This window comes from Clostridium sp. UBA1652 (assembly GCF_002320975.1).
In the GTDB taxonomy this organism is placed as follows: domain Bacteria; phylum Bacillota; class Clostridia; order Clostridiales; family Clostridiaceae; genus Clostridium_T; species Clostridium_T intestinale.
The window spans coordinates 56,244-79,089 of sequence record NZ_DCLI01000052.1; the positions used below are offsets into that span (position 1 = coordinate 56,244).

Below are 22,846 nucleotides of genomic sequence, written 5' to 3' on the forward strand. Positions count from 1 at the left end.
TAAAATGTAAAGAGTAGTAATGGAATTTATTTAGTCCAGTGCTACTCTTTTTAATATATTTAAGTTTAATGTTTTTGTTTGCTAGCTTTGACAATCATGATGGTGGCATAGTTCAGAAGAAGAAATTAGAGAACCATCAAGCCACTTTTGAGCAACTTCTTGTACATTTCCAGAGCAACCACGTAAAACTTCTATTCCAGCATTATTTAAAGTTTTTAATGCTCCTTCACCCATGTTACCAGCAAGTAGAACTTCAACACCCATATCAGAAAGTTTTGTAGAAATGTTTGATTTACAACCACAACCTTTAGGAGACTGTAGAATCTCAGAAGAGAGTATTTCTTTAGTATCATTATTAATAGTAAAGATAGTGTAATATTCACAGTGACCAAAGTGGTCATCGATAGAGTTATTACGAGATGGTAATGCTATTTTCATAAAATATACCTCCATAAAACTTAATAAAATACATAAAACAAAAAAAAGTTATTGTCATATGCCATTAATAATTATATTAAACTTGTTATTGTCATATGTCAATAATGATTTGAAAATAAGGTAAAATATGAAAAATATTTATTTGTATTTGATGTGGATAAGTAATTAAATCACAGAAATAAATGTTTATATTTTATAAAATATAAGAAAATGTAATAAGTGGGGGTAATAAATGAAAAGCATCTTTAACTGGTGGAAAAAATATTCGTTTCTAGTATTAATAGGATTTTTTATAGTAGGGTTAGTGGATTTAAGATTTGCTGTTATAGCAGCTATTTGCATGATTGCACCTGGGATTGTTTCTGTATTTAGAGGGAGATATTGGTGTGGTAATTTGTGTCCAAGAGGAAATTTTTATGATAATGTAGTTTCAAAATTTAGTAATAACAAAAAGGCACCTAAATTTTTAAAGTCTTATTACTTTAGAGCTTTAGTATTTATAATTATGATGACTATGTTTACTCTAGGAATCAAAAAAAGTTGGGGGAATTTATATGGGATTGGAATGGTGTTTTATAGGATTATTTTTATAGCAACAATAATAGGAATAGTATTGTCTTTAAGATATAATCATAGAACTTGGTGTAATTTCTGTCCTATGGGAACTTTGGCTTCTATTATATCTAAATTTAGAAAAAGCAAAAATGTATTACAGGTATCAGCTTCTTGTGTATCTTGTAAGTTATGTGAAAAGAAGTGTCCATTAGGATTGGTTCCCTATGATTATAAAGATGATATATTAAGTCATCCAGATTGTATACAGTGTGGTCAGTGTGTTAACGTATGTCCTAAAAAAGCAATAGGATATAATAAAATTACTATAAAATAGTTTATATATTTGAAGATTTATAGGTAGTTATATATAATTAAGTTAACAAACATCTATTGTCTTGAGGGGGTAAATGATGGTTAGACCAACAAAGTATAGAACTGTAGAGTTTTTTCCAGAAGATGATTACTTTGCACCATGTAAAAAAATGAAGTGTAGAGCTAAATCAGAAGTTGAGGAAATTATTTTAAAAATAGAAGAACTTGAAGCAATGAGATTAAAGGATATTGAGAATTTAAGTCAAGAAGAATGTGCTGAAAAAATGCAGATATCTAGGCCGACCTTTCAAAATATTATAAATAATGCAAGAAAAAAGGTGGCTATGGCTTTAATAGAGGGTAAGGCAATAAAAATAAGTGGAGGAAATTATATTAGAAAGTCTTGCAAGTATAAGTGTTTTGATTGTGGGAGCAATTATGAAGTAAATAGTAGTGAAGATAAGTTTAATTGTCCTAACTGTAAGTCAGAAAAAGTTGCATGTTTAAAAAAGATGGATACTTGCAAAAAATGCTGTGAAGAAACAAATTAAGTTCTATCAAACTTAATATAAAGAGTAGTAATAGAAGTTAAAGCTATTACTACTCTTTATTTAAATGCTATTATTCTAGGTAATTTAAATTCTTGTCACTGATATTTAGAAGAACTTCATTAAGGAATTTCTTTCCTAAATACTTAGCCATAGGTAGATTCATATCAAGATAGTTTCCACAGTCTCTTGCAGATGCTCCAGGAATTTCTCCCTCAAAATCTGCAATAAATTTATATAAACCAGTTAATAAATCAACTATGTCTTTTGAAGCATAATCTCCATTTAGTAGTAGATAAAAACCTGTTCTACAACCCATAGGACCAAAATAAACAATTTTTGATCCAAAATCAGCATGATTTCTTAAATATGTGGCACCTAAATGTTCAATAGCATGCATTTCAGCTGTATTCATAACTGGTTCAAAATTAGGTCTTGTCATTCTGATATCAAAAGTAGTAACAACACTTCCACCTACATTGTCTTTTCTTGAAACATATACTCCAGGATATAATTCTAAATGATTAATTGTAAAACTTGCGATTTTTTCCATTATATTGCCTCCTCTGCTTTAAAAACAGCTTAACTTTAATATTATAATATATTATAACATTATTAATTTCATTGTGAATAATATTAAGAATATATATAAATTATGCTTTGATTTACATTAAAGAAGCGCCTATAGCAAAAGCTTTCTTTAGAAGCTTTTTATTCTCTTTTGCTGAGTTTCTTTCGAACATCCTAGTAGCTATTAATGTTTTATAATGATCTAGACCCATCCCCTTTAAATGTTTTGCTAAATACTTAAAATACTTTCTAAATAAAAACGGAAATGGAGCAGCCTGTGTATATACCATGATTAACTTTTTTCTACCAAATCTAGGAGTATGCTTTGATTTATTAATTTCAGTTAGGGGGTATAATCTATCTAAAAGAAGTTTAGTCTGTGCTGATACCTGACATATATATACTGGAGATCCTATTATTATATATTCCGCTTTTTTTATCTCTTCATATACTTCTTGCATATCGTCTTTTATAGAGCAATTATGTACTTTTCTACAATATAAACAGCCTTGGCAGCCTTTTATATTCATATTGTTTAAGTAAAACTTTTTTACAGTTACATTTTTATATTCAATTCCATTTATTATCTCTTGCACAATTGTATCTACATTACCGTTTTTTCTTGCGCTTCCTATAAAAGCAACTACTTTAGCCATATTATTTACTCCTTATCAATGTTAGCATTTTTTAAATTTGAATAAATCTTTTCTAAATACATCTCAAACTCATATATTTCCTCTTCATTGAAATCTTTATAATAAATTTCAGTCATTTCTTCTATAATATGATCATAAGCTTTTGCAACGCCTTCACCTTTTTTAGTTATATTTATCAATGTTTCTCGCTTATCTACGGTACTTAAGTTCTTTTTAATATAACCTGATTTTTCTAGTCTATCTAACATACTAGTAAGGGTTGATTTACTTAAAGATAATTCATCACCCAAACTATTTATATTCATCTCTTTAAATTTACTTAATACAAATAATATTCTTCCTTGAGAGTTATTTATTTCTAATTTTTTTCTATTATTGATTATTTTTGAGAAGGTTCTTCCTGATAAAAAATTAATTTTACTAATTAGCAAACCACCTATTTTAGCACGCATAATGTCCCTCCATATAATAAATATAAAATAGTACTATATAGTACTATTTTATATTTTAGTATGTATTAAGTCAATATAACTTACAACTAACAACTTTTTGACAGAGAAGATACGTTATGATAATATTATTATGAAATAAATATGAACATATCGGTTGAGCAGGAAACTGTTTTCAAGTCGTCTGGGCTACTCAGGGGGGAGAGCCCAGACGATTAGGAAACGGTTTGTTTTTTTTTTATCAAGGAAAAACTAGTTTTTTCTTAAAATGAAAATGAACGTATACAAAAAAGTGCAAGCCGATAAAAAAATGACAGCTGCTTTATGTACTTAAAAACTTATCTATAAAGAGAGGATGAATAATTTGTCAAACAATCTAAATTTAAAGAACAAAACTATGGTTGAAGTAATTATAGCAACTTTGCCTACAGTTGCTGCAAGTATGTATTTTTATAAGTTTGATGCTGTAAAAATAATATTAGCATCAGTTATAACCTCGATTTTATGTGAAGTTATTTGGAACTATGGAAGAGATAAGAAGTTAAAATTAAAGGATCTAAGTTCAGTAGTTACAGGATTATTATTTTCTTTGATTCTGCCAAGCCATCTTCCAATATGGATAGTTGTAATAGGGGCTATATTTTCTAATATCTTTGTTAAAAGTTTCTTTGGAGGATATGGAGGAAATTTTATGAACCCAGCTGCAGTTGGAAAGGTGTTTTTAATTACATCTTGGGCAGCAATTATAGCTAAACCATCAGGTGGAGAAACGGTACAAGCTGCTAGCTTAATGGATAAATTCTTAGGAGCAGCTAGTGGAAATCTAGGCGAGGTTTCTGTATTAGCTTTATTAGTAGGATTTATTTATCTATTAGTTAGAGGTGTTATTAGTTATAGAAGCACTTTAAGTTATTTAGCATTTTTTGCTTTATTTAACTGGGTATTTTCAAGAGAAGGATATTTTCTTGGTGATTATACAAATGTTATAAACGGGGCAGTAGTATTATCAGCAGTGTTTATGGCTAATGATCACGTAACCACACCAAAGGAAAAACTTGGACAAGTAATTTTTGGAGCGCTTACAGCTATGCTTGCAAGCATAATTATGATCTATGGATATAACCCAGATGGTCCTTATTATGCAATTATAATTATAAACTTGTTAACTCCAGTAATTGATTATGTTACTAAAAGAAAGCCTATAAAGGAGGTAGCATAAATATGAAAGAGAATTTTAAGTTAGGGATTATTTTAGCAATAATTACGTCTATAGCAGGAGTTCTTTTAGGATTGGCAAATGGTGTTACTAAAGATGCAATTGCAGAAAATTCTAAACTAAATAAAGAAGACTTAGCATTAATTATGCCTTTAGCAACTTCTGTTGAAGAAACAGATAAAAAGTTAGAGGGGAATATTTTAGAAGTTCTTGAAGGAAAAAATGGTTCCGAGGGAGTTGGATATTTATTTAAAGTAAATACCAAAGGCTTTCATGGTCCAGTTGACCTTATGATTGCAATATCAAATGAAGGAAAAATGACAGGTCTTAAGGTTATATCTCACTCTGAAACCCCAGGGTTAGGAGCTAAAATAGATGAAGAGAAGTTTACATCAAGATTTAAGGATGTACCTATAGATAAGGGAATTAGTATGGTTAAGACTTCTCCAGCTAGTGAAGGTGAAGTTGAAGGAGTAACTGGTGCAACCATATCTTCAAAAGCAGTAGGAACAGCTGTAAATGAAGCAATTAATTATTATAGAGTTAATATTCAAGGAGATGCACCTATTGAGGAAAATGGAACAGATGCAAATTCTGGAGCATCAGAAAGTTAGGAGGAGTGTTTATATGAAGAAATTATTAGAAAGAGTAAAAAATGGCTTGATAACAGAAAATCCTATATTTGTTCAGGTTTTAGCTATGTGTCCAACTCTAGCTGTAACCACTTCTACTAAAAATGCCCTTGGAATGGGAATAGCTACCACAATAGTTTTAATATTTTCAAATATGTTGATTTCTGCTTTAAGAAAATTAATACCTGATAAAATTAGAATACCTGCTTATATAGTTGTAGTTGCGTCTTTTGTAACTATTATAGAGATGTTTATTCAAGGATATGTACCAGCTTTATATAAATCTTTAGGAATATTTATTCCATTGATAGTTGTAAACTGCGTTATTTTGGGAAGAGCTGAAGCTTATGCTTCAAAAAATCCTATAATACCATCAATTTTTGATGGACTTGGAATGGGATTAGGATTTACTTTAGCTTTAACTTTGGTTGGAGTTATTAGAGAATTCATAGGTTCAGGAGCCATCTTAGGTTTTACAATAATGCCAGAAAGTTATAAACCAGCTTCTATAATGATTCTTGCTCCAGGAGCATTTATAACCCTAGGTTTTTTAATGGCTATATTAAATTATATAAATATTAGAAAAGCTGAGAAAAATGGAACTTCACCTAAAACATTAGAACACGGCTGTGGAAATTGTTCAGGCTGTGGAACTGGATGCAATACAGAAAAATAGTATTAAGAGGAGAAGGTGAAATAAATGAATTTATTATTGATTTTTGTAAGTGCCATGTTTGTAAATAATTTTGTGCTTTCTAGATTTCTAGGAATATGTTCTTTTTTAGGAGTATCAAAAAAGAGAGATGCTGCTATAGGAATGGGGTTTGCAGTTACCTTTGTTATGGTTATAGCATCTATAATGTCTTATTTAGTATTTAACTTTATATTAGTACCACTTGAACTTCAGTATCTATCAACTATAGCTTTTATATTAGTTATAGCATCCTTAGTTCAACTAGTTGAAATGGTAATAAAGAAAATGAGTCCAGGACTTTATAAAGCTCTTGGAATATATCTTCCACTTATAACTACAAATTGTGCTGTATTAGGTATGACAGTATTAAACATGCAGGAAAATTATAACTTCCTACAATCAGTAGTAAATGGTGTTGGAGCGGCTTTAGGATATATGATGTCCATAGTTTTATTATCTTTTATTAGAGAAAAAACTGATAATAATGAGAATATTCCTAGAGTTTTAAGAGGATTACCAATTACCTTATTTACTGCGGCCTTAATGTCTATAGCATTTTTAGGCTTTCAAGGCTTAATAAAGTAGGGGGTGGGAGAATGGATATTAATATATTATATGCAGCCTTAAGTTTAGGTGTTTTAGGTATTATATTTGGGACAGCTTTAGGTTATGCATCAGATAAGTTTGCTATAGAGGTAGATCCTAGAGTTCCAAAGGTTCGTGAAGCTTTGCCAGGTGCTAACTGTGGAGGCTGTGGATTTCCAGGATGTGATGCTTTTTCTGAGGCTGTTGTAAATGGAGAAGCAAAAGTAAATGGATGTACAGTTGGTGGAATAAAAGTTGCAAATGCATTAGGAGAAATACTTGGAGTTAAGGTAGAGAAAGCCGAGAAAAAAGTAGCCTTTGTAAACTGTAATGGAAATTGCTCAAATAAAAAGATAAAGTTAGATACTGCTGCTTACAATAACTGTGTTGATGCACATGCAAACTGGGATAAGATTGCTACTGGGTGTTCTTATAGTTGCTTAGGCCTTGGAACTTGTGTTAATGTATGTAAATTTGGAGCTTTAGACATAGTGGATGGGATAGCCAAAGTTAATGAAGAGAAATGTGTTAATTGCGGAGCTTGTATAAAAGCATGCCCTAAAGGATTAATTGAATCAATTCCAGAAAATAAAAAAGTAAGAGTTGCATGCAGTTCTAAAGATACAGGTAAGATAGTAAGAACAAACTGTAGTGTAGGATGTATAGGTTGTAAAATATGCGAAAAGAATTGTCCACATGATGCAGTTCATGTAAATGAACTTTTAGCTAAAGTTGATTACAACAAGTGTGTTAACTGTGGAATATGTGTGGAGAAATGTCCAACTAAGGCAATAAGAAGAGTCGGATAGTATAGAATATAGAAATTTATAGGTTAAAGTGCAGAAGATATAATAGTATTCACTATTTAACCTTCTGCACCTTGTTTTTTATTGAATTTATCTTTGAATATTATTTACTATGAATCATTCAAATTTATAAAATATACATAATTATTTTTTATTGTACATATTACTTTATCATTGATGAAAAGGAGATTATCATCATATTGGATAACTTCTCCTGTAGTAATATTTGTAACCGTGCCTTGTAAGTTGTTGTTAATATAGATTTGATTGTCACTACTTATGTATATATCTTTTTTATCAACTTTTTCATTTAAAACTTGAGTTTTCCAATTATTCATATCAGATATTGATTCACCATATATTATCTTTGAAATCTTGTTATCATCTGAATATTCACCAATGTATAGAGTGTTTCCTATAGCTTTTAATATGGTTAATTGGTTTGTATTTTGTAAATTAATTTTTTTACTGCTTCCATTTGAATATTGATAAAATTCCTTATTATAGAAATCTTCAAAATAGAATAAATCCTTATTTGGAGAAACACTAGCAGTACCTAACATAAATTTAAAATTAGAAATTTTTTTCCTTTCTTTTTCTATATCAACTCTATAAATTGTGGTGTTATTTCCATTAGTTATACTTACATATTCTGTTGATAATGAAATAAAGGATTGAATAGTATCATTTTCATTATAATTAGCTAATTTGCAGATATCTTGCTCTACTTCGTTTGTTGCATTATATGTTTTTGTATTTATTTCACCATGTTTATTTTCTACTAAAAATAAAGTGTTGTTTTTAGGAACCCATTCTACACTAAGTATATTAGTACCATTTAAAATTTCCTTGGTTTCACCTGTTGTAGTATTAATTATTTTTAATTTACCATTTTGAAAATATGTAATAAAGTTTCCGTTAAAAGAAGCTTTGATATTTTCGGAATCACTAGGTATATATATATTAGACACCTTAGTTTCTATCGGAGTATCTACGGTTTCTATTACAAACTGAGTTGATTCTTTAAAAAATATTTTGTCTAAATAAAAAAGTACACTAGATTGGATAACAATTGAAATAACTATACAAACAATTACTTTTTTTAATATATTCATTTTTTATACTCCATTTTCTTATTTAACTATAAATCCAGAGGATATAGGTCTTTCTCCAAGTGCATAGGAAGGATTGTTAATTACCTTGCCGTTCAGATACATAGTTGTTGATTTTCCACCATCTAAATTAACTGCATTATAACATTCTAAGTTATTCATTACTTTTTGTGCTTCTGTTAAAGTTGCACAAACTCTACCGCCAGGTAGATTAGAATCCAAAACTACAAAGACTATAGCACCGTCATTACGTTGACCTATCATTGTTTTAGGGGAGGTTCCTTGATTACTAGGTATGTCCAATAAGTTGCCGTTTTTTATAAGTGGTGTTATATAAGTCATTGCCTCTGTTACTGTTTCTTTTTCATTTTCTTTCTTTTCTAATAATTTAGCTATTGATGTCTTGCCGATTAATAATTTACCCTCTTTTGTAAGGGCTAAAATATAGGATTCTTCATTAGGATCTATATTTTGAATTATGTTGCCGTTTGACATTAAAAATCCTACAGGAATACCTCCATTAGATGACCACTTTTCTGAGTCAGCTTCATCAGTAAAATAACCTCCATTTATAGCAGCTACAGCACCATAATGTTCTGCAATTTCAGAAATGGTTTCTCCTTCTTTAAATATTTTAGATGAAACTCCTATCTTTACTCTAGTTGGATCTTTAATTATTAATGCATACCCTTTAAATTTATTATTTTCATCAGATATGTCTTTTCTTTCTATAGAATTATCTTTTTCCTCTGATATTTTTATATTGGTAGTATCTTCATTAGTAATAGGGTTTTCTTCAATTTCCTTATTGGCTCCGATAATTTCATCTATTTTATCTTTAGGTAAAAAGCTCGTAGCAAGCCACTGAAAGTGCATGGAACCCATTGCAGTTCCAACAAAAATTTTTTTTGCATTTTCAAAAGGGCCATATAGCAAAGTAAAAGGAGCAGTTATACCTGTGAAAAATAAAGTAAATATAGAGCACCATACAATGGTTTTAATATGAAACTTAAGTCCTACTTTTTTATCTATTTGTTTAAGCTTTTTATTTCTAAAATTGGTAATCATAGCATGTCTCCTTATAAAATTAGTTTAAGTATAATTAAAAACTCTTTTTATGTCAATAATGTATAAATTTGATAAATCATAGGAATGGTCCTATTTAGAAACATTGGAAAAGAGGAACAGTGTTGCAGTACTATTTGCCAATGCTGGAACAGCGAAAAAGAGAAGCAGTGGAAAAGTGGTGCATTGATACAGTGGCGCTTGCCGATGCAAAAAAAGCGGAGCATCGATGTGTAAAAGCACAGGGGTAGCTGTAGACTTATTCTAAGACAAACTAAGGTTTTTTTGATTATAGTGTGTTTAATAACCATATAACCAGTTAACCAGAAATCCAGAAAACCAGTTATAATAAAAAATGCGAGAGAAAATTTCTTTATTAACGTTATATAATGTGTAAGAGCTTTTACAAAATAATGAATTGGAGAAGATTTAATGAGGTGTACTGAAAAAAATTATATCGATAGATTAAAAAATAAAAAACAAGATGCACTGGAGTTTATAGTAGATAAGTATTTAGGAATAGTTAAGTCGACAGTGTATAAAGTACTCTCCCCACTTCATAATGATGGAATTATTGAAGAATGTATAAATGATGTTTTTCTTTCAGTATGGAATAATTCAAACAAATTTATGGGAGAAGAAATTGCATTTAAGAAATGGATATTTAAAATAGCAAAATTTAAGGCAATTGATTATTATAGAAAAGAAATTAAGAACTTAGATGTAAGTATAGAAAATAAAGAAATAAGCACAAATGAATTAGTTGAAGAAGAATTTATTAAGATAGAAGAAAGAAATGAGCTTATTAGCTTAATTAATACACTAGAACCTATGGACAGAGACATCTTTGTTATGAAGTTTTTTCTTGGAGAAAAATCTGATGATATCGCTAAAAAGTTTGGTATTACTAGATCTGCTTTAGACAATAGAATTTATAGAAATAAGAAAAAGCTTAGTAAGAAAATACTTAAATTGAATATTGAGGTGATATAGTATGAAAGATATTTATGAAGTATTAAATGATGTTGATATAGATGAGGCTGAGATTGAATTGATGGAAGTATCTGATATAGAAAAAATGAGAGTAAAAAAATATTTAAAAAATTCCATAAATAAGAATAAGGTATTTAAAAAGAAAAGAATAGTAGTAGCTGCTTTAGTTTGTTTAGTAATTGGAGCAACAGGAGTTTTTGGAACTGCATATCCATCATACGCAGCTGAAATTCCTATAGTAGGAGATATATTTAGATTTATAGATAACGGAAGAACTGGTGCATATGATAAATATAAAGAATATGCAGATGTGGTAGGAATGACACAGGAAAGCAATGGAATTAAAGTTAGTATAAAAGAAGCAATATTTGATGGAAGAACATTAACATATGCTTATGAAATAGTTAGTGATAAAGATTTGGGAGAAGATCCATTTTTTAATGTGAATGGTCCTCAAATTACTATAAAAAATTATAATGGTTCAATAGGAGGAGGCTCGGGAGTAAAAAGAGTTTATGACAATACTTATGTAGGTGAACAAACTATCAGTATAAAAGAAGAAAGAGAAGCTATAAGTTTTATACTAAATTTTACAGATATTAAGGATATGAGTTTAGAGAATTCGAAGTCCATAAAAGGACACTGGAAGTTTAAAATTAATTTGAAGGCAATAGGGAATGTTAAACAGGTTATAAATAAGGAGACTGAAAAAGACGGCGCTAAATTAGTAATAAGTAGTATTTCTAAAACACCAGTTTCATTTACATTAAACTACTTCCAAGAAGTATCAAAAGAACTACAAGAGAAATATTTTATGATAGATATTCCAATATTTGAAGTGAGGGATGACTTAGGAAATCTTTATACTTATACAAGCTGCACAACAAACGAAGGTGGTGACGGAAGATACTCTGGGAATTCTATGGCTATTTTTGGTGAATTAAATCCAAATGCAACTAAATTAATAATAACCCCTAAAGTACGCTTGTCAAATGATGTGCATCAGGTATCAGGTAATGGAGATGGAAAAGTTATTGATACAAGTCCTGTTATAGATGAAAATCACCCTAAAAAAGGTGAAATTATATTAGATGATATTGTGATAGATTTGGAAAAGTAAATTGTTTTATGATTTCAATTCTAATTTTTAAATAAAATATATTAATAAATGGTGCAATATAAATATCCATAGGAGATTAAAATTTCTTATGGATATTTTTCTATAAACTCTTGACTAAAAGTTTGGTTGTAACTATAATGGTTACAAGAGGTGTTTTAAATGAAAATTAGTAGCAGATTTACTGTAGCTGTTCATATATTATCATTAATAGCTATTCAAAGTGATACTCTTTGTACTTCTGAGTGGATGGCAGGAAGTGTTAATACTAATGCCGTGGTAATTAGAAGAATTACAGGTATGCTTAAAAAAGCAGGTTTAGTAAATGTTACTTCAGGTACTGGAGGAGCATCATTAAACAAGGAGTTAAAGGAGATAACTCTTTTAGATGTTTATCGTGCTGTAGAAGTTGTTGAAGAAGGAGAACTTTTTCAATTTCAAGAAAACCCTAATATAGATTGTCCTATTGGAGCTAATATTCAAGGCGTTCTTGAACTGATATTATTTAGAGCACAAGAAGCTATGGAAACTGTTCTTAAAGATGTAAATATGGAAGAGCTTGTGGGAGTGTTAAACAAAAAAATTGAAGGATAAGGTTTCAATTTTTTTTATCAATGTTGTAACTGATGTGGTTACAACGTATAGTATTAAGTAAACTTAAAATATTTTAGGAGATGATTGATTGTGTCATTAAAAATTAGAGTATATTCAGATTATATTTGTCCATTTTGCGTTTTAACAAAAGGGATTTTTGAAGAAGCTATAGAAGGAAAAGATGTTGAGGTTGAGTGGATGCCTTTTGAGTTAAGACCAGAACCTGTACCAAAACTAGATCCTATAAATGAGCCAGAGAAAATGCAAATGTGGAATAGATTTACTAAATCCATAGGAAGTGATATGAAGTTGCCGAGGGTATCTCCAAATCCATATACTAATTTAGCTTTTGAAGGTTTTCATTTTGCTAAGGAGCAGGGAAAAGGGAAAGAATATAATGATAGGATTTATGAAGCTTTCTTTAAAGAAGAACAAAATATTGGAGAAATAGATGTTTTAGCTAAACTTGCAGTGGAAGTTGGACTAAATGAAGAAGAGTTCAAAGAAGCATTACAAACAAGAAAATATAAAGATGTTCAAAGAGAGGCATTGAGACATGCTTATGAGGATGCAAATGTTAAAGTAGTTCCAACGTTTATTATAGGAAATAAAAGAATTGAAGGATATACAGATAAAGAAACCTTTGAAAAAGCAATTAATGATGAATATACAAAGGATGTAGCGAGTAAAGGCTATGGAGTTTGCAGTATAGACGGAGTATGTGAAATTTAAAAAAATAGGAGGAATGAGAAATGAAAATAGGAATTATAGGTGCATATGGAAAGGCTGGAAGTCTTATATTAAAGGAAGCTCTAGATAGAGGTATTGAAGTAACTGCAATAGTCAAGGATGCTTCAAAATTAACAGATAAAACTGTAAAAATAATAGAAAAGGATCTTTTTGATTTAAAGGCTGAGGATATTAAAGACCTAGATGTTTTAGTAAATGCTATTAGTGCACCAGCTGGAAAAGAAAATCTTTATGTAGATGCAGGAAGATTTCTTACAAATCTTTTAAAAGAAGTACCTGATACAAGATTAATCGTAGTAAGTGGTGCTGGAAGCTTATTTGTAGATGAAGATAAAAAGGTGAGATTATATGATACTCCAGATTTTATAGAAGCATATCTTCCAACTGCTAAAGCTATGGGAGCTAGCTTAATAGAGATGGAAAAGTCAGAAGGAATAAAATGGACTCACTTAAGTCCAGCAGCATTTTTTGATCCTCAAGGAAAAAGAACAGGTAAATATATAGAAGGAAAAGATAATATTATAGTTAATTCTAAAGGAGAAAGTTACCTTAGTTATCCTGATTTAGCAGTGGCACTAGTAGATGAAATTGAGAATGGGCAGCATATAAATGAAAGATTTACTGTGGTTTCAGAGAAAGAATAATTAAATACTTTTGTAATATGAGAGTTTAGTAGAGTTAATTTGCTAAACTCTTTTTTATATGTAAACAATTGAGTATAATATTAGTATAATTTCATTATTTAAATAGATTATAAAAGGTAAAAGAGAGGTATTACTATGAATCAAAAAGAAAGAATGCTTGCAGGACTACCATATAAGGCCTGGTTAGATGGTCTTAGTGAAGAGAGGATGGAGAATAAGTTAAAGATACATAAATATAACACTATGTCTCCAGATAAAAAAGAGGAATTAGATGCATTAATTAAAGATATACTTGGAAAGTCTGGGAAAAACATTGTAGTGGAACCTCCATTTCATTGTGATTATGGAAAAAATATTGAAGTTGGTAATAACTTTTTTGTAAATTATAACTGTACTATATTAGATGTAGGGAAAGTTATAATAGGAGAAAACGTTATGTTTGCACCTAATGTATCCATATATACTGCAGGACATCCTGTTCATCCTGAATCAAGAAATTCTGGATATGAATATGGAATTGAAGTAATAATAGGCGATAATGTGTGGATAGGCGGAAATGTCATAATAAATCCAGGAGTTAAAATAGGTAAGAATGTGGTTATAGGTGCTGGAAGTGTTGTAACAAAGGATATCCCAGACAATGCTATTGCAGTTGGTAATCCATGTAGAGTTATAAGAGAAGTAACCGAAGAGGATAGAAAGTACTATTTTAAAGATAGAGAATTCGATGTTGATGATTATTAATAAAAGAATATAGATAGAGAATGTCTAGTTATTTTTCAATTAGAAAATTAACTAGACATTTTTATTTTAATTAAACTGACTGGTGAGTTTACCTTTAATATATTAACTTTAAACACTAATAAAAAAGTATAAACACAAAATTAAAATGCTATTAAAACGATATCAAAAATCAAACACAACAAAAAAATACTCAAACACTATTAGAAACACTTACTGAAAACGTTATTAATACGTAAAGATAGTGTTTTGGCACAGATATTGCTCTAATAAAAGGTATAAATGATAAGGAGGAATTATATTATGTCAGAAACACGTGGAGAAAAACTTATAAGTATCGTAATGAAGTTTGTTGAACTTAAAGCAATAGTTGCACTAAAAGACGGAATAATATACACTCTACCTATGTCACTAATAGGATCAGTATTTTTATTATTAGCACAAATCCCATACAAGCCATTTAATGATTGGATGGCTGGAATCTTTGGAGCAGGGTGGACTGAACCATTGTTCCAAGTTTATAATTCTACAATGCAGATTATGGCTATAATAGCAGTAATCGGTATAGCATATATGTATGCTAAAAATGAAGGTCATGAACCATTAGGATCAGGAATCATAGCGTTCGCAGTATTTTTAATAACTTTAAATCAATATACAGCATCTAAGTCAGGAGAAGTTGTATCAGGTGTTATACCTAGAACTTGGCTTGGTGGACAAGGTATGGTTACAGCCATAATTATAGGACTCTTAGTTGGATTCGTTTACTCTTGGTTCCTAACTAAGAAAATAACTATAAAGATGCCAGCTGGAGTTCCACAAGGTGTATCAAATCAATTCTCAGCACTTATACCTGGACTTGTAATAATTACAGCTACAATGTTTGTATACATGTTCTTTAGATATGCACTTAATACTACTTTAATAGATTTTATATTTAAAGTATTACAAACTCCACTACAAGGATTTACAGATTCATTAGTAGGTTTAATAATTACAACTGCACTTGTACCTTTCTTCTGGTGGTTTGGTGTTCATGGTGCTACTATAGTTAATGGAGTAATGAGTGGACTTACTGCTGCTAATAGACTAGATAATCAAGCAATTATAGATGCAGGTAAAGAATTAACTTTAGCTAACGGAGGACATATAGTAACAGATCAATTTGGCGCAAGCTTTGTTACTGTAACGGGATCAGGTTTAACAATAGGGTTAGTAATATTAATGCTTACTATAGCAAAATCTGAGCAAAATAAAGCTTTAGGTAAACTTGCTGTAGGGCCTGGTATATTTAATATAAATGAACCAATACTATTTGGATTCCCAATGGTTATGAATCCATTGATGTTTATACCATTTATAGCAGCACCAACAATATCAGCTGTTGTTGCATATCTTGCTATGAGAGTAGGCTTGGTTCCATTATTTACTGGCGTAACTGTTCCTTGGACTACACCACCTATAATCTCAGGATTTATCCTAGGAGGATGGAGAACAGCATTGATGCAAATAATTTGTATAGCAATTTCAGTTGTTGTTTATTTCCCATTCTTTAAAAAGGTAGATTCTATGAATCTTAAGAGTGAGCAAGAAGCAGAAGCTTAGAATAGACAATTTAGTGAAGGCTCAACATTATCTATGTTGAGCCTTTGCTATATAAATATATAAGGGGTGTAAAAAGTAATGAAAAAAGGTTTGAAAAGTTTTTTAACGGCACTTACACTGACAGGAACAATAGTGAATTTTGCTGTACCTAGTTTAAGAGTTAATGCTGAAACTCTAGGTAGTGTTAGTATAAAGCATATTACAGCTAATACCTATGTGGGAGATGTAGGGCAGGTTGTTGATAGTTTTGAGATAGTTGTTGATGATATAGCTAAGATTCAAGGAATTAAAGCTGAAGATTTCGAAATAATAAACAACTATGATGGATATCCTTTAAATTCTAAAGGTGAGCTTGCTCTAGAAAATTATGAAGATGATGTTATTTCTTTGAGTATTGAAGGCAATACAATAAAGATGGATGTAAAGGATTTTAAATACGATTCAAGTATGACAGGGGTATTCAGTGTAGTATGTGATAAGTACCCTGAGCTTAATTTTACATCAAGTAATGTTAATGAAATAAAAACTCAAACAGTTGATAAGTTTGAGAATTTGACTTACGTAGGAACTAATGGTGTGAAGATACCATATAGATTATATTCAGCAAATACAGGAAAACCTGAGCCATTAGTAATATGGATGCATGGGGCTGGAGAAGTTGGAACAGATAACATTAAACCAGTTACAGCTAATAGAGGTGCAGTAGCATTTGCAGAATCAGGATATACAACAAATGTTATGGCTGCACAATACCCATATAAATATTCTGTAGAACTTACTGATAGAGAATTAAAAGATATGAGAGACTTTTTTGATGCTTATGAAGAGCTTATAAATAAGCTTATAGCTGAAGGAAAAGTAGATTCTAATAAAATATACTTAACTGGAGCATCTATGGGTGGAGGATTAACTTTAAGATTTTTATTAGAGAAACCTAACCTGTTTACAGCTTCAGTTGCAATAGCAAGTAGAGGAACAGTTAAAGATTTATCTGAACTTAGTAAGATATCAAAATTACCAATATGGTTGTTCCATGCAGAAGAAGATACAACTAATGCTAGCACCATAAGTAAAAATATATATAACAAATTAAAAGAGCTTGGAAATGATAGTGCTAAAATGACTATATATTCAACAGAATATATGAATTCATTAAGACTATATGGTGGACTTCTTCATTGGTCTTGGGTTCCAACTTTAAATAACAAAGATATGATTAGTTGGCTATATTCTCAATCTAAGCAAGTTGTTCAGGTGAAAGATATAGTTGCTGATACTTATATAGGTGATGCAGGGACTATGGTTCAAGGATTTGATATAACAGTAAACGATGCATCGAAGCTTTCAGGACTAAAAGCATCAGATTTTGATATAAAAGGGAATTATGATGGATATCCACTAGATTCTAAAGGAAATCTTGTACAAAACAACTATGCTGATGACGAAATTAAATTAAGCATAGAAGGAAATACAGTTAAATTAAGATTTAAAGGATTTAAATATCCAGGTGGAGTTATATCACCATTTTCAATTATATGCAGCAAATATCCAGAGTTATCTTTTAACCAAAGCAATGTTTCAAAGGTTAATATTAAAACTGTAGATGAATTTGTAGCTGGAACTTTTGTAGGAAGTAATGGTCAGAACTTAACATACAAACTTAAATCTACAAAATCAAGTAAGCCAGAGCCACTAGTTGTATGGCTACATGGTGGTGGAGAAGTAGGAACAGATGGATTAAAACACTTAACTGAAAATAGAGGAGCTACAACTTGGACTGAATCTGGAAAAGAAACATCAGTACTTAGTGTACAATTCCCTAAAAATTATGGATGGGCAATTTACAACAATCCTATAGAATTAAAACAAATGCAAGATTATTTTACTGCTTATAATGAATTAATACAGAAATTAATTTCAGAAGGAAAAGTAGATAAAAATCGCGTTTATGTAGTAGGTGCCTCAAGTGGTGGAGGTGGAGTATTTAGATTTATGATGCAATATCCAGATCTTTTCGCAGGTGCTATATCAATAGCAGCAAAAGATACAATAGGAGACTACAAAGCTGAGGAAGCTGCTGCCGTAGCAGATTTTAAAGAAAAATTAAAAGGAATAAAAGATATTCCAATATGGATAGTACATGCAGATGGAGATCCAATTTGTGATAGTAGAACAAGTAAATATGCATATAAAGCTTTAATAGAATTAGGCAATACAAAAGCTAAAGAAACTATATATAGTAATGAATATATGGATGCACACAAATTCTACGGAGCTTTAAAACATTGGTCATGGGTACCGGTATTTAATAATGATCAAGGTATGATTGATTGGCTTTTTGAGCAAACAAAAGCAGTTGATGATAATAAATCAAGTAACTCAATAGTTAATAAAGATGGTATTAATAAGATAGTAGTAAAAGATGTTTATTTAACTAAAGGAGCTAAAGTTGAAATTGAGGATGTACAATCAGTTAAAGATGGAAAAGGATCTTTTGAAATAGTAGCAGAAAATACTACAATTAAACTTCCTTTCTCAGCTATTGATGATAGTTTATTAGTTGAAGGTTCAAAAATAGTCTTTGAACTTAATGTTGAAGAAAATAGTGATATTGTTAAAAATTTAAAAGGAAATAAAAAAGTTTACAATTTCAATCTATATGTAGTAAATGGAGATAGTAAAACTCTTATTCATAAATTTAATGATGGTGAGGCGGAGATTACGATAACACTTACTGATGAAGAAATAAGTAAATTTAATAAAGATAAGATAGCAGTATTCTATTATAATGAAGAAACTAAAAGTTTTGAAAGTCTAAAAACATCATTAGATGGAAATAGTGTGACTTTTAAAACACCTCATTTTTCAAAATATGTAATAGGGGAAGCTACTAATGATTCTAAGACTGGTTTAACATTACCTCAAACAGGATCAATGGTAGGAATGAATTCTTTACTTGGAATTTCTATAATACTTATTGCATTAGGTTTTGTATTAGTGAAAAAAAGAGCAAAAGTATAAAAATGATTTATAAAGGAAATGGCTGGAGGAATAAGAGATGTTCTAGTCATTTCTTTTATTTTAATTAATATTAAAAAGAAAGATTAAACACAAACACAATAAATATAAACACTTAAAAATCACTGTTTAAATTATCAAACACTACTTAGTGAAAATTAAACACTAATTAAAATGGTGTTAAATAATCAAACACTAAATAATATTTATGTTTGAAAACGTTAATTATAGGTGGTTTTAGTGTTTTGGCACGGAAGTTGCTAATATAAAGAGTATAAAAACAAAAGGATTTAAAAATACGGAGGTAATAAAATGAGTGAGTTAGAACAGGTAATAATGAATATAATAATAAACTCAGGAGATGCTAAGGGATATTCCTATGAAGCTCTAAACGCAGTAAATGAAGGAAACTATGAAGAGGCAGACCAATTAATCGAAAAAGCAAACGAAGCATTAGAAGTAGCACACAATGCTCAAACAGATTTATTACAAAAAGAAGCAGCAGGAGAAAAAACAGAAGTGTCAGTACTGTTCGTACATGCACAAGATCATTTAATGACAACAATAACAGAAAAAAATCTTATAGAACAAATTATGGAACTAAGAAAAATAGTTAATAAACTAGTTAAATAGTTAAGTATAGATATTTAAGGAGGAAAAAAAGATGATAAAGATCAGATTATTTTGTGCAGCAGGAATGTCAACAAGTGTATTAGTAGCAAAAATGCAAGAGGCAGCTAAAGCTAAGGGAGTAGAAGCTGATATAGAAGCTTTTCCAGAATCAACTATGTCTAAGAAATTAGAAGAAGGAATAGATGTAGCTTTACTTGGACCACAAGTTAGATATAAATTACCAGCAGCTAAAAAGCTTTGCTCTGCAAAAGGAGTTCCAGTAGATGTAATTAACTCAGTTGATTATGGAATGATGAAGGGTGATAAAGTTTTAGATTTTGCTTTAAAATTATTAGGAAAATAATAAACAAGGTATTAAGTTCTGCTATAAATATTAGAACTATTTATAGCAGAACATATATAAATAAAAACTAGGAGGACTTATTTTATGTCAGAAACACGTAGTGAAAAGTTGATAAACATAGTAATGAAGTTTGTTGAACTTAAAGGAATAGTAGCATTAAAAGACGGAATTATTTACACATTACCAATGTCATTAATTGGGTCAATATTTTTATTACTTGCTCAAATTCCATATCAACCATTTAATGATTGGATGGCAGGAATATTTGGAGCAGGATGGACAGAACCATTATTCCAAGTTTATAACTCAACAATGTCAATTATGGCTGTAGTAGCTGTAATCGGTATAGCTTACATGTATGCTAAAAACGAAGGTCATGAACCTTTAGGAGCAGGAATTATAGCATTTGCAGTATTTTTAATAACTTTAAATCAATATACAACATCTACAACAGGAGAAGTTGTATCAGGAGTTATCCCAAGAACATGGCTTGGTGGACAAGGTATGGTAGCTTCAATAATCATAGGATTAATAGTAGGAGCAGTTTATTCTTGGTTCTTAACTAAGAAAATAACTATAAAGATGCCAGCTGGAGTACCACAAGGGGTATCTAACCAATTCTCAGCACTTATACCAGGACTTGTTATAATAACAGGAACAATGTTTATATTTATGTTCTTTAAATATGCATTAAATACAACAATGATAGACTTTATATTTAAAGTATTACAAACACCATTACAAGGATTTACAGATTCTTTAATAGGATTAATTATAACAACTGCACTAGTACCATTCTTCTGGTGGTTTGGTGTTCATGGAAATAACATAGTTAACGGTGTTATGCAAGGTATGCAAATTGCAAACAGACTTGAAAACCAAGCAATTATAGATGCAGGTAAAAAACTTACATTAGAAAATGGTGGACACATAGTTACAGATCAATTTATGGCTAGCTTTGTAACAGTTGGAGGATCAGGATTAACTTTAGGTCTTGCAATACTAATGATTTGGTTCTCTAAATCTGACCAAAACAAAGCATTAGGTGGATTATCTATAGGACCTGGAATATTCAACATAAATGAACCGATAATATTTGGTTTCCCAATGGTTATGAACCCATTAATGTTCTTACCATTCGTATTAGCACCAACAATTTCAGCAGTAGTAGCATATTTTGCTATGAGAATAGGATTAGTTCCACTATTTACAGGTGTAACTGTTCCTTGGACTACACCACCAGTAATCGGAGGATTAATAATGGGTGGATGGAGAATGGCTTTACTTCAAGTAGTATGTATAGCTATATCTGTAGTAGTATATTTCCCATTCTTTAGAAAAGTAGATTCTATGAATGTTAAGAGTGAGCAAGAAGCTCAAGCTTAAGATTATAAATTAATAAAAATAACAATAAAGACTTTATTTAAAGTCTTTATTGTTATTTAAGGAAATATATTTGATTTTCAGAAATAGATAATTTATGGAGTTAAGGTTGTGGTATATTTTTAGTGTATGAATTAGATTTACTAAGGAGAGTAGTATTAGATGAATAAAAAAATTAATAGGATTATCATGGTGGCTATAGCTATGATTATAACTGCTATAGGGGCAAGCTTAGGAATAAAGATAGCAATAGGGGTAGGTGCATGGGATGCATTAAGCCAAAGTATATCAATGGTATTAGGCTTAAAAGTAGGAACTTTTTCTATGATTCTTAATATTAGTTGTGTTTTGGTACAAATCTTTATTTTAAAAGATGTATTTAGATTTAATCACTTGGCTCAGATAGGTGTTTCAATATTATTAGGAACTGTTGTTAATTTTATGATATACAAAGTTTTATCAGAAATTATAATTGATAATTATTTTATAAGTATAAGTTTGTTTATTTTATCTGTAGTAATGTGTGCTTTAGGTATAGCTATGATTACTGCAATTAATCTTATTAGTTTTCCACTAGAATCATGTTGTATGGTTTTAGCAAAAAAGATTAATAAAAACTTTGGTTCGATAAGACAAGGTGTAGATATAATAGCAATTATAATATCTTTAATAATTACATTTATCTTCAAAAATTCTATGACGGTAAGAGAAGGTACTATAATAGCAATGTTGATTTTTGGACCTATGTTAGATCTTTTTGTGAAGCTTATGAGTCCAAGCTTAAGAAAATTATCTTTAATTAGAGAATAGTGTTTAGTTTCATGTTATTCTCTTTGTTATTAAACTATACTGATTTTCAAAATTAGAAAAATAATTGACAAATTAGTTTAAGAATTTTATAATTAGTTAGAAGTCTAACAATTAGAGGTAAAGTAGTGGATAAAGAAATCTACATAGGGAAAAAGATTAATATCTTATCACATGGAGTTCATAGAAAAATAGCTAAAGAAGCATCTAAATATGGTTTGACTGGGGTTCAAGCAAGGATACTTGGATTTTTGAATCGTGAAACAAAGATAAGATCAATATTTCAAAAGGATATAGAAGAAGAGTTAGATACTAGACGATCTTCTGTAACTAGCGTTCTTCAACTTATGGAGAAGAACGGGTATATAGAAAGAGTAAGTGTATGTGAGGATGCAAGGCTTAAGAAGATAATCCTTACAGATAAAGGAACTGAAATTCAAGACAAGGTTTATAGTTATATACTTGAATTTGAAAAATCATTAAGAGATGAATTGAGTAATGAAGAATTAGAAATACTAACTGAATTAATAGATAGATTAATGAAAAAAATTGCTGATTAGGCAATTTTTTTTAAGTGATT

The 22,846-nt window shown here is 29.9% G+C and carries 26 protein-coding genes; 20 read left to right on the forward strand and 6 right to left on the reverse strand.

The annotated features are described in order from the left end of the window. Window positions 1–81: 81 nt before the first annotated feature. The gene (locus B3N22_RS10325) at window positions 82–438 is read right to left on the reverse strand and encodes a NifB/NifX family molybdenum-iron cluster-binding protein (protein WP_286906832.1); all 357 of its coding nucleotides are present in this window, start codon (window positions 436–438) and stop codon (window positions 82–84) included. 232 nt (window positions 439–670) lie between these two features. Between B3N22_RS10325 and B3N22_RS10330 the strand changes: the two genes are divergently transcribed. Together B3N22_RS10330 and B3N22_RS10335 are read left to right on the forward strand one after the other, a co-directional pair. Next, on the forward strand, window positions 671–1,327 hold the full coding sequence (locus B3N22_RS10330; RefSeq protein WP_286906833.1) for a 4Fe-4S binding protein: 657 nt from the start codon (window positions 671–673) through the stop codon (window positions 1,325–1,327). Between the two features lie 76 nt (window positions 1,328–1,403). Continuing rightward, on the forward strand, window positions 1,404–1,856 hold the full coding sequence (locus B3N22_RS10335; RefSeq protein ID WP_286906834.1) for a DUF134 domain-containing protein: 453 nt from the start codon (window positions 1,404–1,406) through the stop codon (window positions 1,854–1,856). Between the two features lie 70 nt (window positions 1,857–1,926). Here the strand turns inward: B3N22_RS10335 and B3N22_RS10340 are convergent, their stop codons facing one another. The 3 genes from B3N22_RS10340 to B3N22_RS10350 form a co-directional block, all read right to left on the reverse strand. Then, a complete protein-coding gene (locus B3N22_RS10340) occupies window positions 1,927–2,406 on the reverse strand; it encodes an S-ribosylhomocysteine lyase (protein ID WP_286906835.1) in 480 nt (159 codons plus the stop codon). Between the two features lie 112 nt (window positions 2,407–2,518). After that, window positions 2,519–3,079 carry a flavodoxin family protein gene (locus B3N22_RS10345; protein ID WP_286906836.1) on the reverse strand — a complete coding sequence of 187 codons (561 nt, stop codon included), beginning with the start codon at window positions 3,077–3,079 and terminating at the stop codon, window positions 2,519–2,521. A 5-nt stretch (window positions 3,080–3,084) separates the two neighbouring features. Continuing rightward, window positions 3,085–3,531: a MarR family winged helix-turn-helix transcriptional regulator gene (locus B3N22_RS10350; RefSeq protein WP_286906837.1), complete on the reverse strand. Its 447-nt coding sequence runs from the start codon at window positions 3,529–3,531 to the stop codon at window positions 3,085–3,087. 361 nt (window positions 3,532–3,892) lie between these two features. On the opposite strand from B3N22_RS10350, the gene B3N22_RS10355 reads away from it, so the two are divergent. The 5 genes from B3N22_RS10355 to B3N22_RS10375 are packed head-to-tail and all read left to right on the forward strand — an operon-like array spanning window position 3,893 to window position 7,464. Further along, window positions 3,893–4,747: an RnfABCDGE type electron transport complex subunit D gene (locus tag B3N22_RS10355; RefSeq protein ID WP_286906838.1), complete on the forward strand. Its 855-nt coding sequence runs from the start codon at window positions 3,893–3,895 to the stop codon at window positions 4,745–4,747. 2 nt (window positions 4,748–4,749) lie between these two features. Continuing rightward, complete coding sequence (locus B3N22_RS10360) at window positions 4,750–5,358, forward strand: RnfABCDGE type electron transport complex subunit G (protein ID WP_286906839.1); 609 nt, start codon at window positions 4,750–4,752, stop codon at window positions 5,356–5,358. Between the two features lie 13 nt (window positions 5,359–5,371). Then, window positions 5,372–6,052, forward strand: a complete 681-nt coding sequence (gene rsxE / locus B3N22_RS10365) for an electron transport complex subunit RsxE (RefSeq protein WP_286906840.1) — start codon at window positions 5,372–5,374, stop codon at window positions 6,050–6,052. 24 nt (window positions 6,053–6,076) lie between these two features. Beyond that, window positions 6,077–6,655 carry an electron transport complex subunit RsxA gene (gene rsxA / locus B3N22_RS10370; RefSeq protein WP_181602499.1) on the forward strand — a complete coding sequence of 193 codons (579 nt, stop codon included), beginning with the start codon at window positions 6,077–6,079 and terminating at the stop codon, window positions 6,653–6,655. 11 nt (window positions 6,656–6,666) lie between these two features. Next, complete coding sequence (locus tag B3N22_RS10375) at window positions 6,667–7,464, forward strand: RnfABCDGE type electron transport complex subunit B (RefSeq protein WP_286906842.1); 798 nt, start codon at window positions 6,667–6,669, stop codon at window positions 7,462–7,464. Between the two features lie 107 nt (window positions 7,465–7,571). Here B3N22_RS10375 and B3N22_RS10380 read toward each other — a convergent pair whose 3' ends face one another. Together B3N22_RS10380 and B3N22_RS10385 are read right to left on the reverse strand one after the other, a co-directional pair. Then, window positions 7,572–8,576, reverse strand: coding sequence for a hypothetical protein (locus B3N22_RS10380; protein WP_286906844.1), 1,005 nt, complete (start codon window positions 8,574–8,576; stop codon window positions 7,572–7,574). 18 nt (window positions 8,577–8,594) lie between these two features. Then, window positions 8,595–9,641: a phosphodiester glycosidase family protein gene (locus B3N22_RS10385; RefSeq protein ID WP_286906847.1), complete on the reverse strand. Its 1,047-nt coding sequence runs from the start codon at window positions 9,639–9,641 to the stop codon at window positions 8,595–8,597. A gap of 429 nt (window positions 9,642–10,070) precedes the next feature. Here B3N22_RS10385 and B3N22_RS10390 point away from each other — a divergent pair, with 429 nt between their 5' ends. The 13 genes from B3N22_RS10390 to B3N22_RS10450 all read left to right on the forward strand — a co-directional run bounded on the left by B3N22_RS10390 (window position 10,071) and on the right by B3N22_RS10450 (window position 22,826). After that, on the forward strand, window positions 10,071–10,631 hold the full coding sequence (locus B3N22_RS10390; protein WP_286906849.1) for a sigma-70 family RNA polymerase sigma factor: 561 nt from the start codon (window positions 10,071–10,073) through the stop codon (window positions 10,629–10,631). A gap of 1 nt (window position 10,632) precedes the next feature. Beyond that, complete coding sequence (locus B3N22_RS10395; protein WP_286906850.1) at window positions 10,633–11,751, forward strand: DUF4179 domain-containing protein; 1,119 nt, start codon at window positions 10,633–10,635, stop codon at window positions 11,749–11,751. 159 nt (window positions 11,752–11,910) lie between these two features. Then, a complete protein-coding gene (locus B3N22_RS10400) occupies window positions 11,911–12,342 on the forward strand; it encodes an Rrf2 family transcriptional regulator (protein WP_286906852.1) in 432 nt (143 codons plus the stop codon). A gap of 90 nt (window positions 12,343–12,432) precedes the next feature. Beyond that, entirely contained in the window at window positions 12,433–13,074 is a 642-nt protein-coding gene (locus B3N22_RS10405) for a DsbA family oxidoreductase (RefSeq protein ID WP_286906854.1), read from the forward strand. Between the two features lie 20 nt (window positions 13,075–13,094). Beyond that, window positions 13,095–13,736 (forward strand): NAD(P)-dependent oxidoreductase, encoded by a 642-nt coding sequence (locus B3N22_RS10410; RefSeq protein WP_286906855.1) that lies wholly within the window; start codon window positions 13,095–13,097, stop codon window positions 13,734–13,736. A gap of 135 nt (window positions 13,737–13,871) precedes the next feature. Next, on the forward strand, window positions 13,872–14,480 hold the full coding sequence (locus B3N22_RS10415) for a sugar O-acetyltransferase (RefSeq protein WP_238902838.1): 609 nt from the start codon (window positions 13,872–13,874) through the stop codon (window positions 14,478–14,480). A gap of 300 nt (window positions 14,481–14,780) precedes the next feature. Beyond that, window positions 14,781–16,082 (forward strand): PTS sugar transporter subunit IIC, encoded by a 1,302-nt coding sequence (locus B3N22_RS10420; RefSeq protein ID WP_286906858.1) that lies wholly within the window; start codon window positions 14,781–14,783, stop codon window positions 16,080–16,082. Window positions 16,083–16,160: 78 nt separating this feature from the next. Further along, a complete protein-coding gene (locus B3N22_RS10425; protein ID WP_286906859.1) occupies window positions 16,161–19,103 on the forward strand; it encodes a carboxylesterase family protein in 2,943 nt (980 codons plus the stop codon). Between the two features lie 309 nt (window positions 19,104–19,412). Continuing rightward, on the forward strand, window positions 19,413–19,733 hold the full coding sequence (locus B3N22_RS10430) for a PTS sugar transporter subunit IIA (RefSeq protein ID WP_021803284.1): 321 nt from the start codon (window positions 19,413–19,415) through the stop codon (window positions 19,731–19,733). A gap of 31 nt (window positions 19,734–19,764) precedes the next feature. Continuing rightward, on the forward strand, window positions 19,765–20,076 hold the full coding sequence (locus tag B3N22_RS10435) for a PTS sugar transporter subunit IIB (RefSeq protein ID WP_286906862.1): 312 nt from the start codon (window positions 19,765–19,767) through the stop codon (window positions 20,074–20,076). 84 nt (window positions 20,077–20,160) lie between these two features. Next, on the forward strand, window positions 20,161–21,462 hold the full coding sequence (locus tag B3N22_RS10440; protein WP_286906864.1) for a PTS sugar transporter subunit IIC: 1,302 nt from the start codon (window positions 20,161–20,163) through the stop codon (window positions 21,460–21,462). A gap of 159 nt (window positions 21,463–21,621) precedes the next feature. Beyond that, window positions 21,622–22,269 carry a YczE/YyaS/YitT family protein gene (locus tag B3N22_RS10445; RefSeq protein ID WP_286906866.1) on the forward strand — a complete coding sequence of 216 codons (648 nt, stop codon included), beginning with the start codon at window positions 21,622–21,624 and terminating at the stop codon, window positions 22,267–22,269. Between the two features lie 125 nt (window positions 22,270–22,394). Then, window positions 22,395–22,826 (forward strand): MarR family winged helix-turn-helix transcriptional regulator, encoded by a 432-nt coding sequence (locus B3N22_RS10450; protein ID WP_286906868.1) that lies wholly within the window; start codon window positions 22,395–22,397, stop codon window positions 22,824–22,826. The last annotated feature ends 20 nt before the right edge of the window (window positions 22,827–22,846 follow it).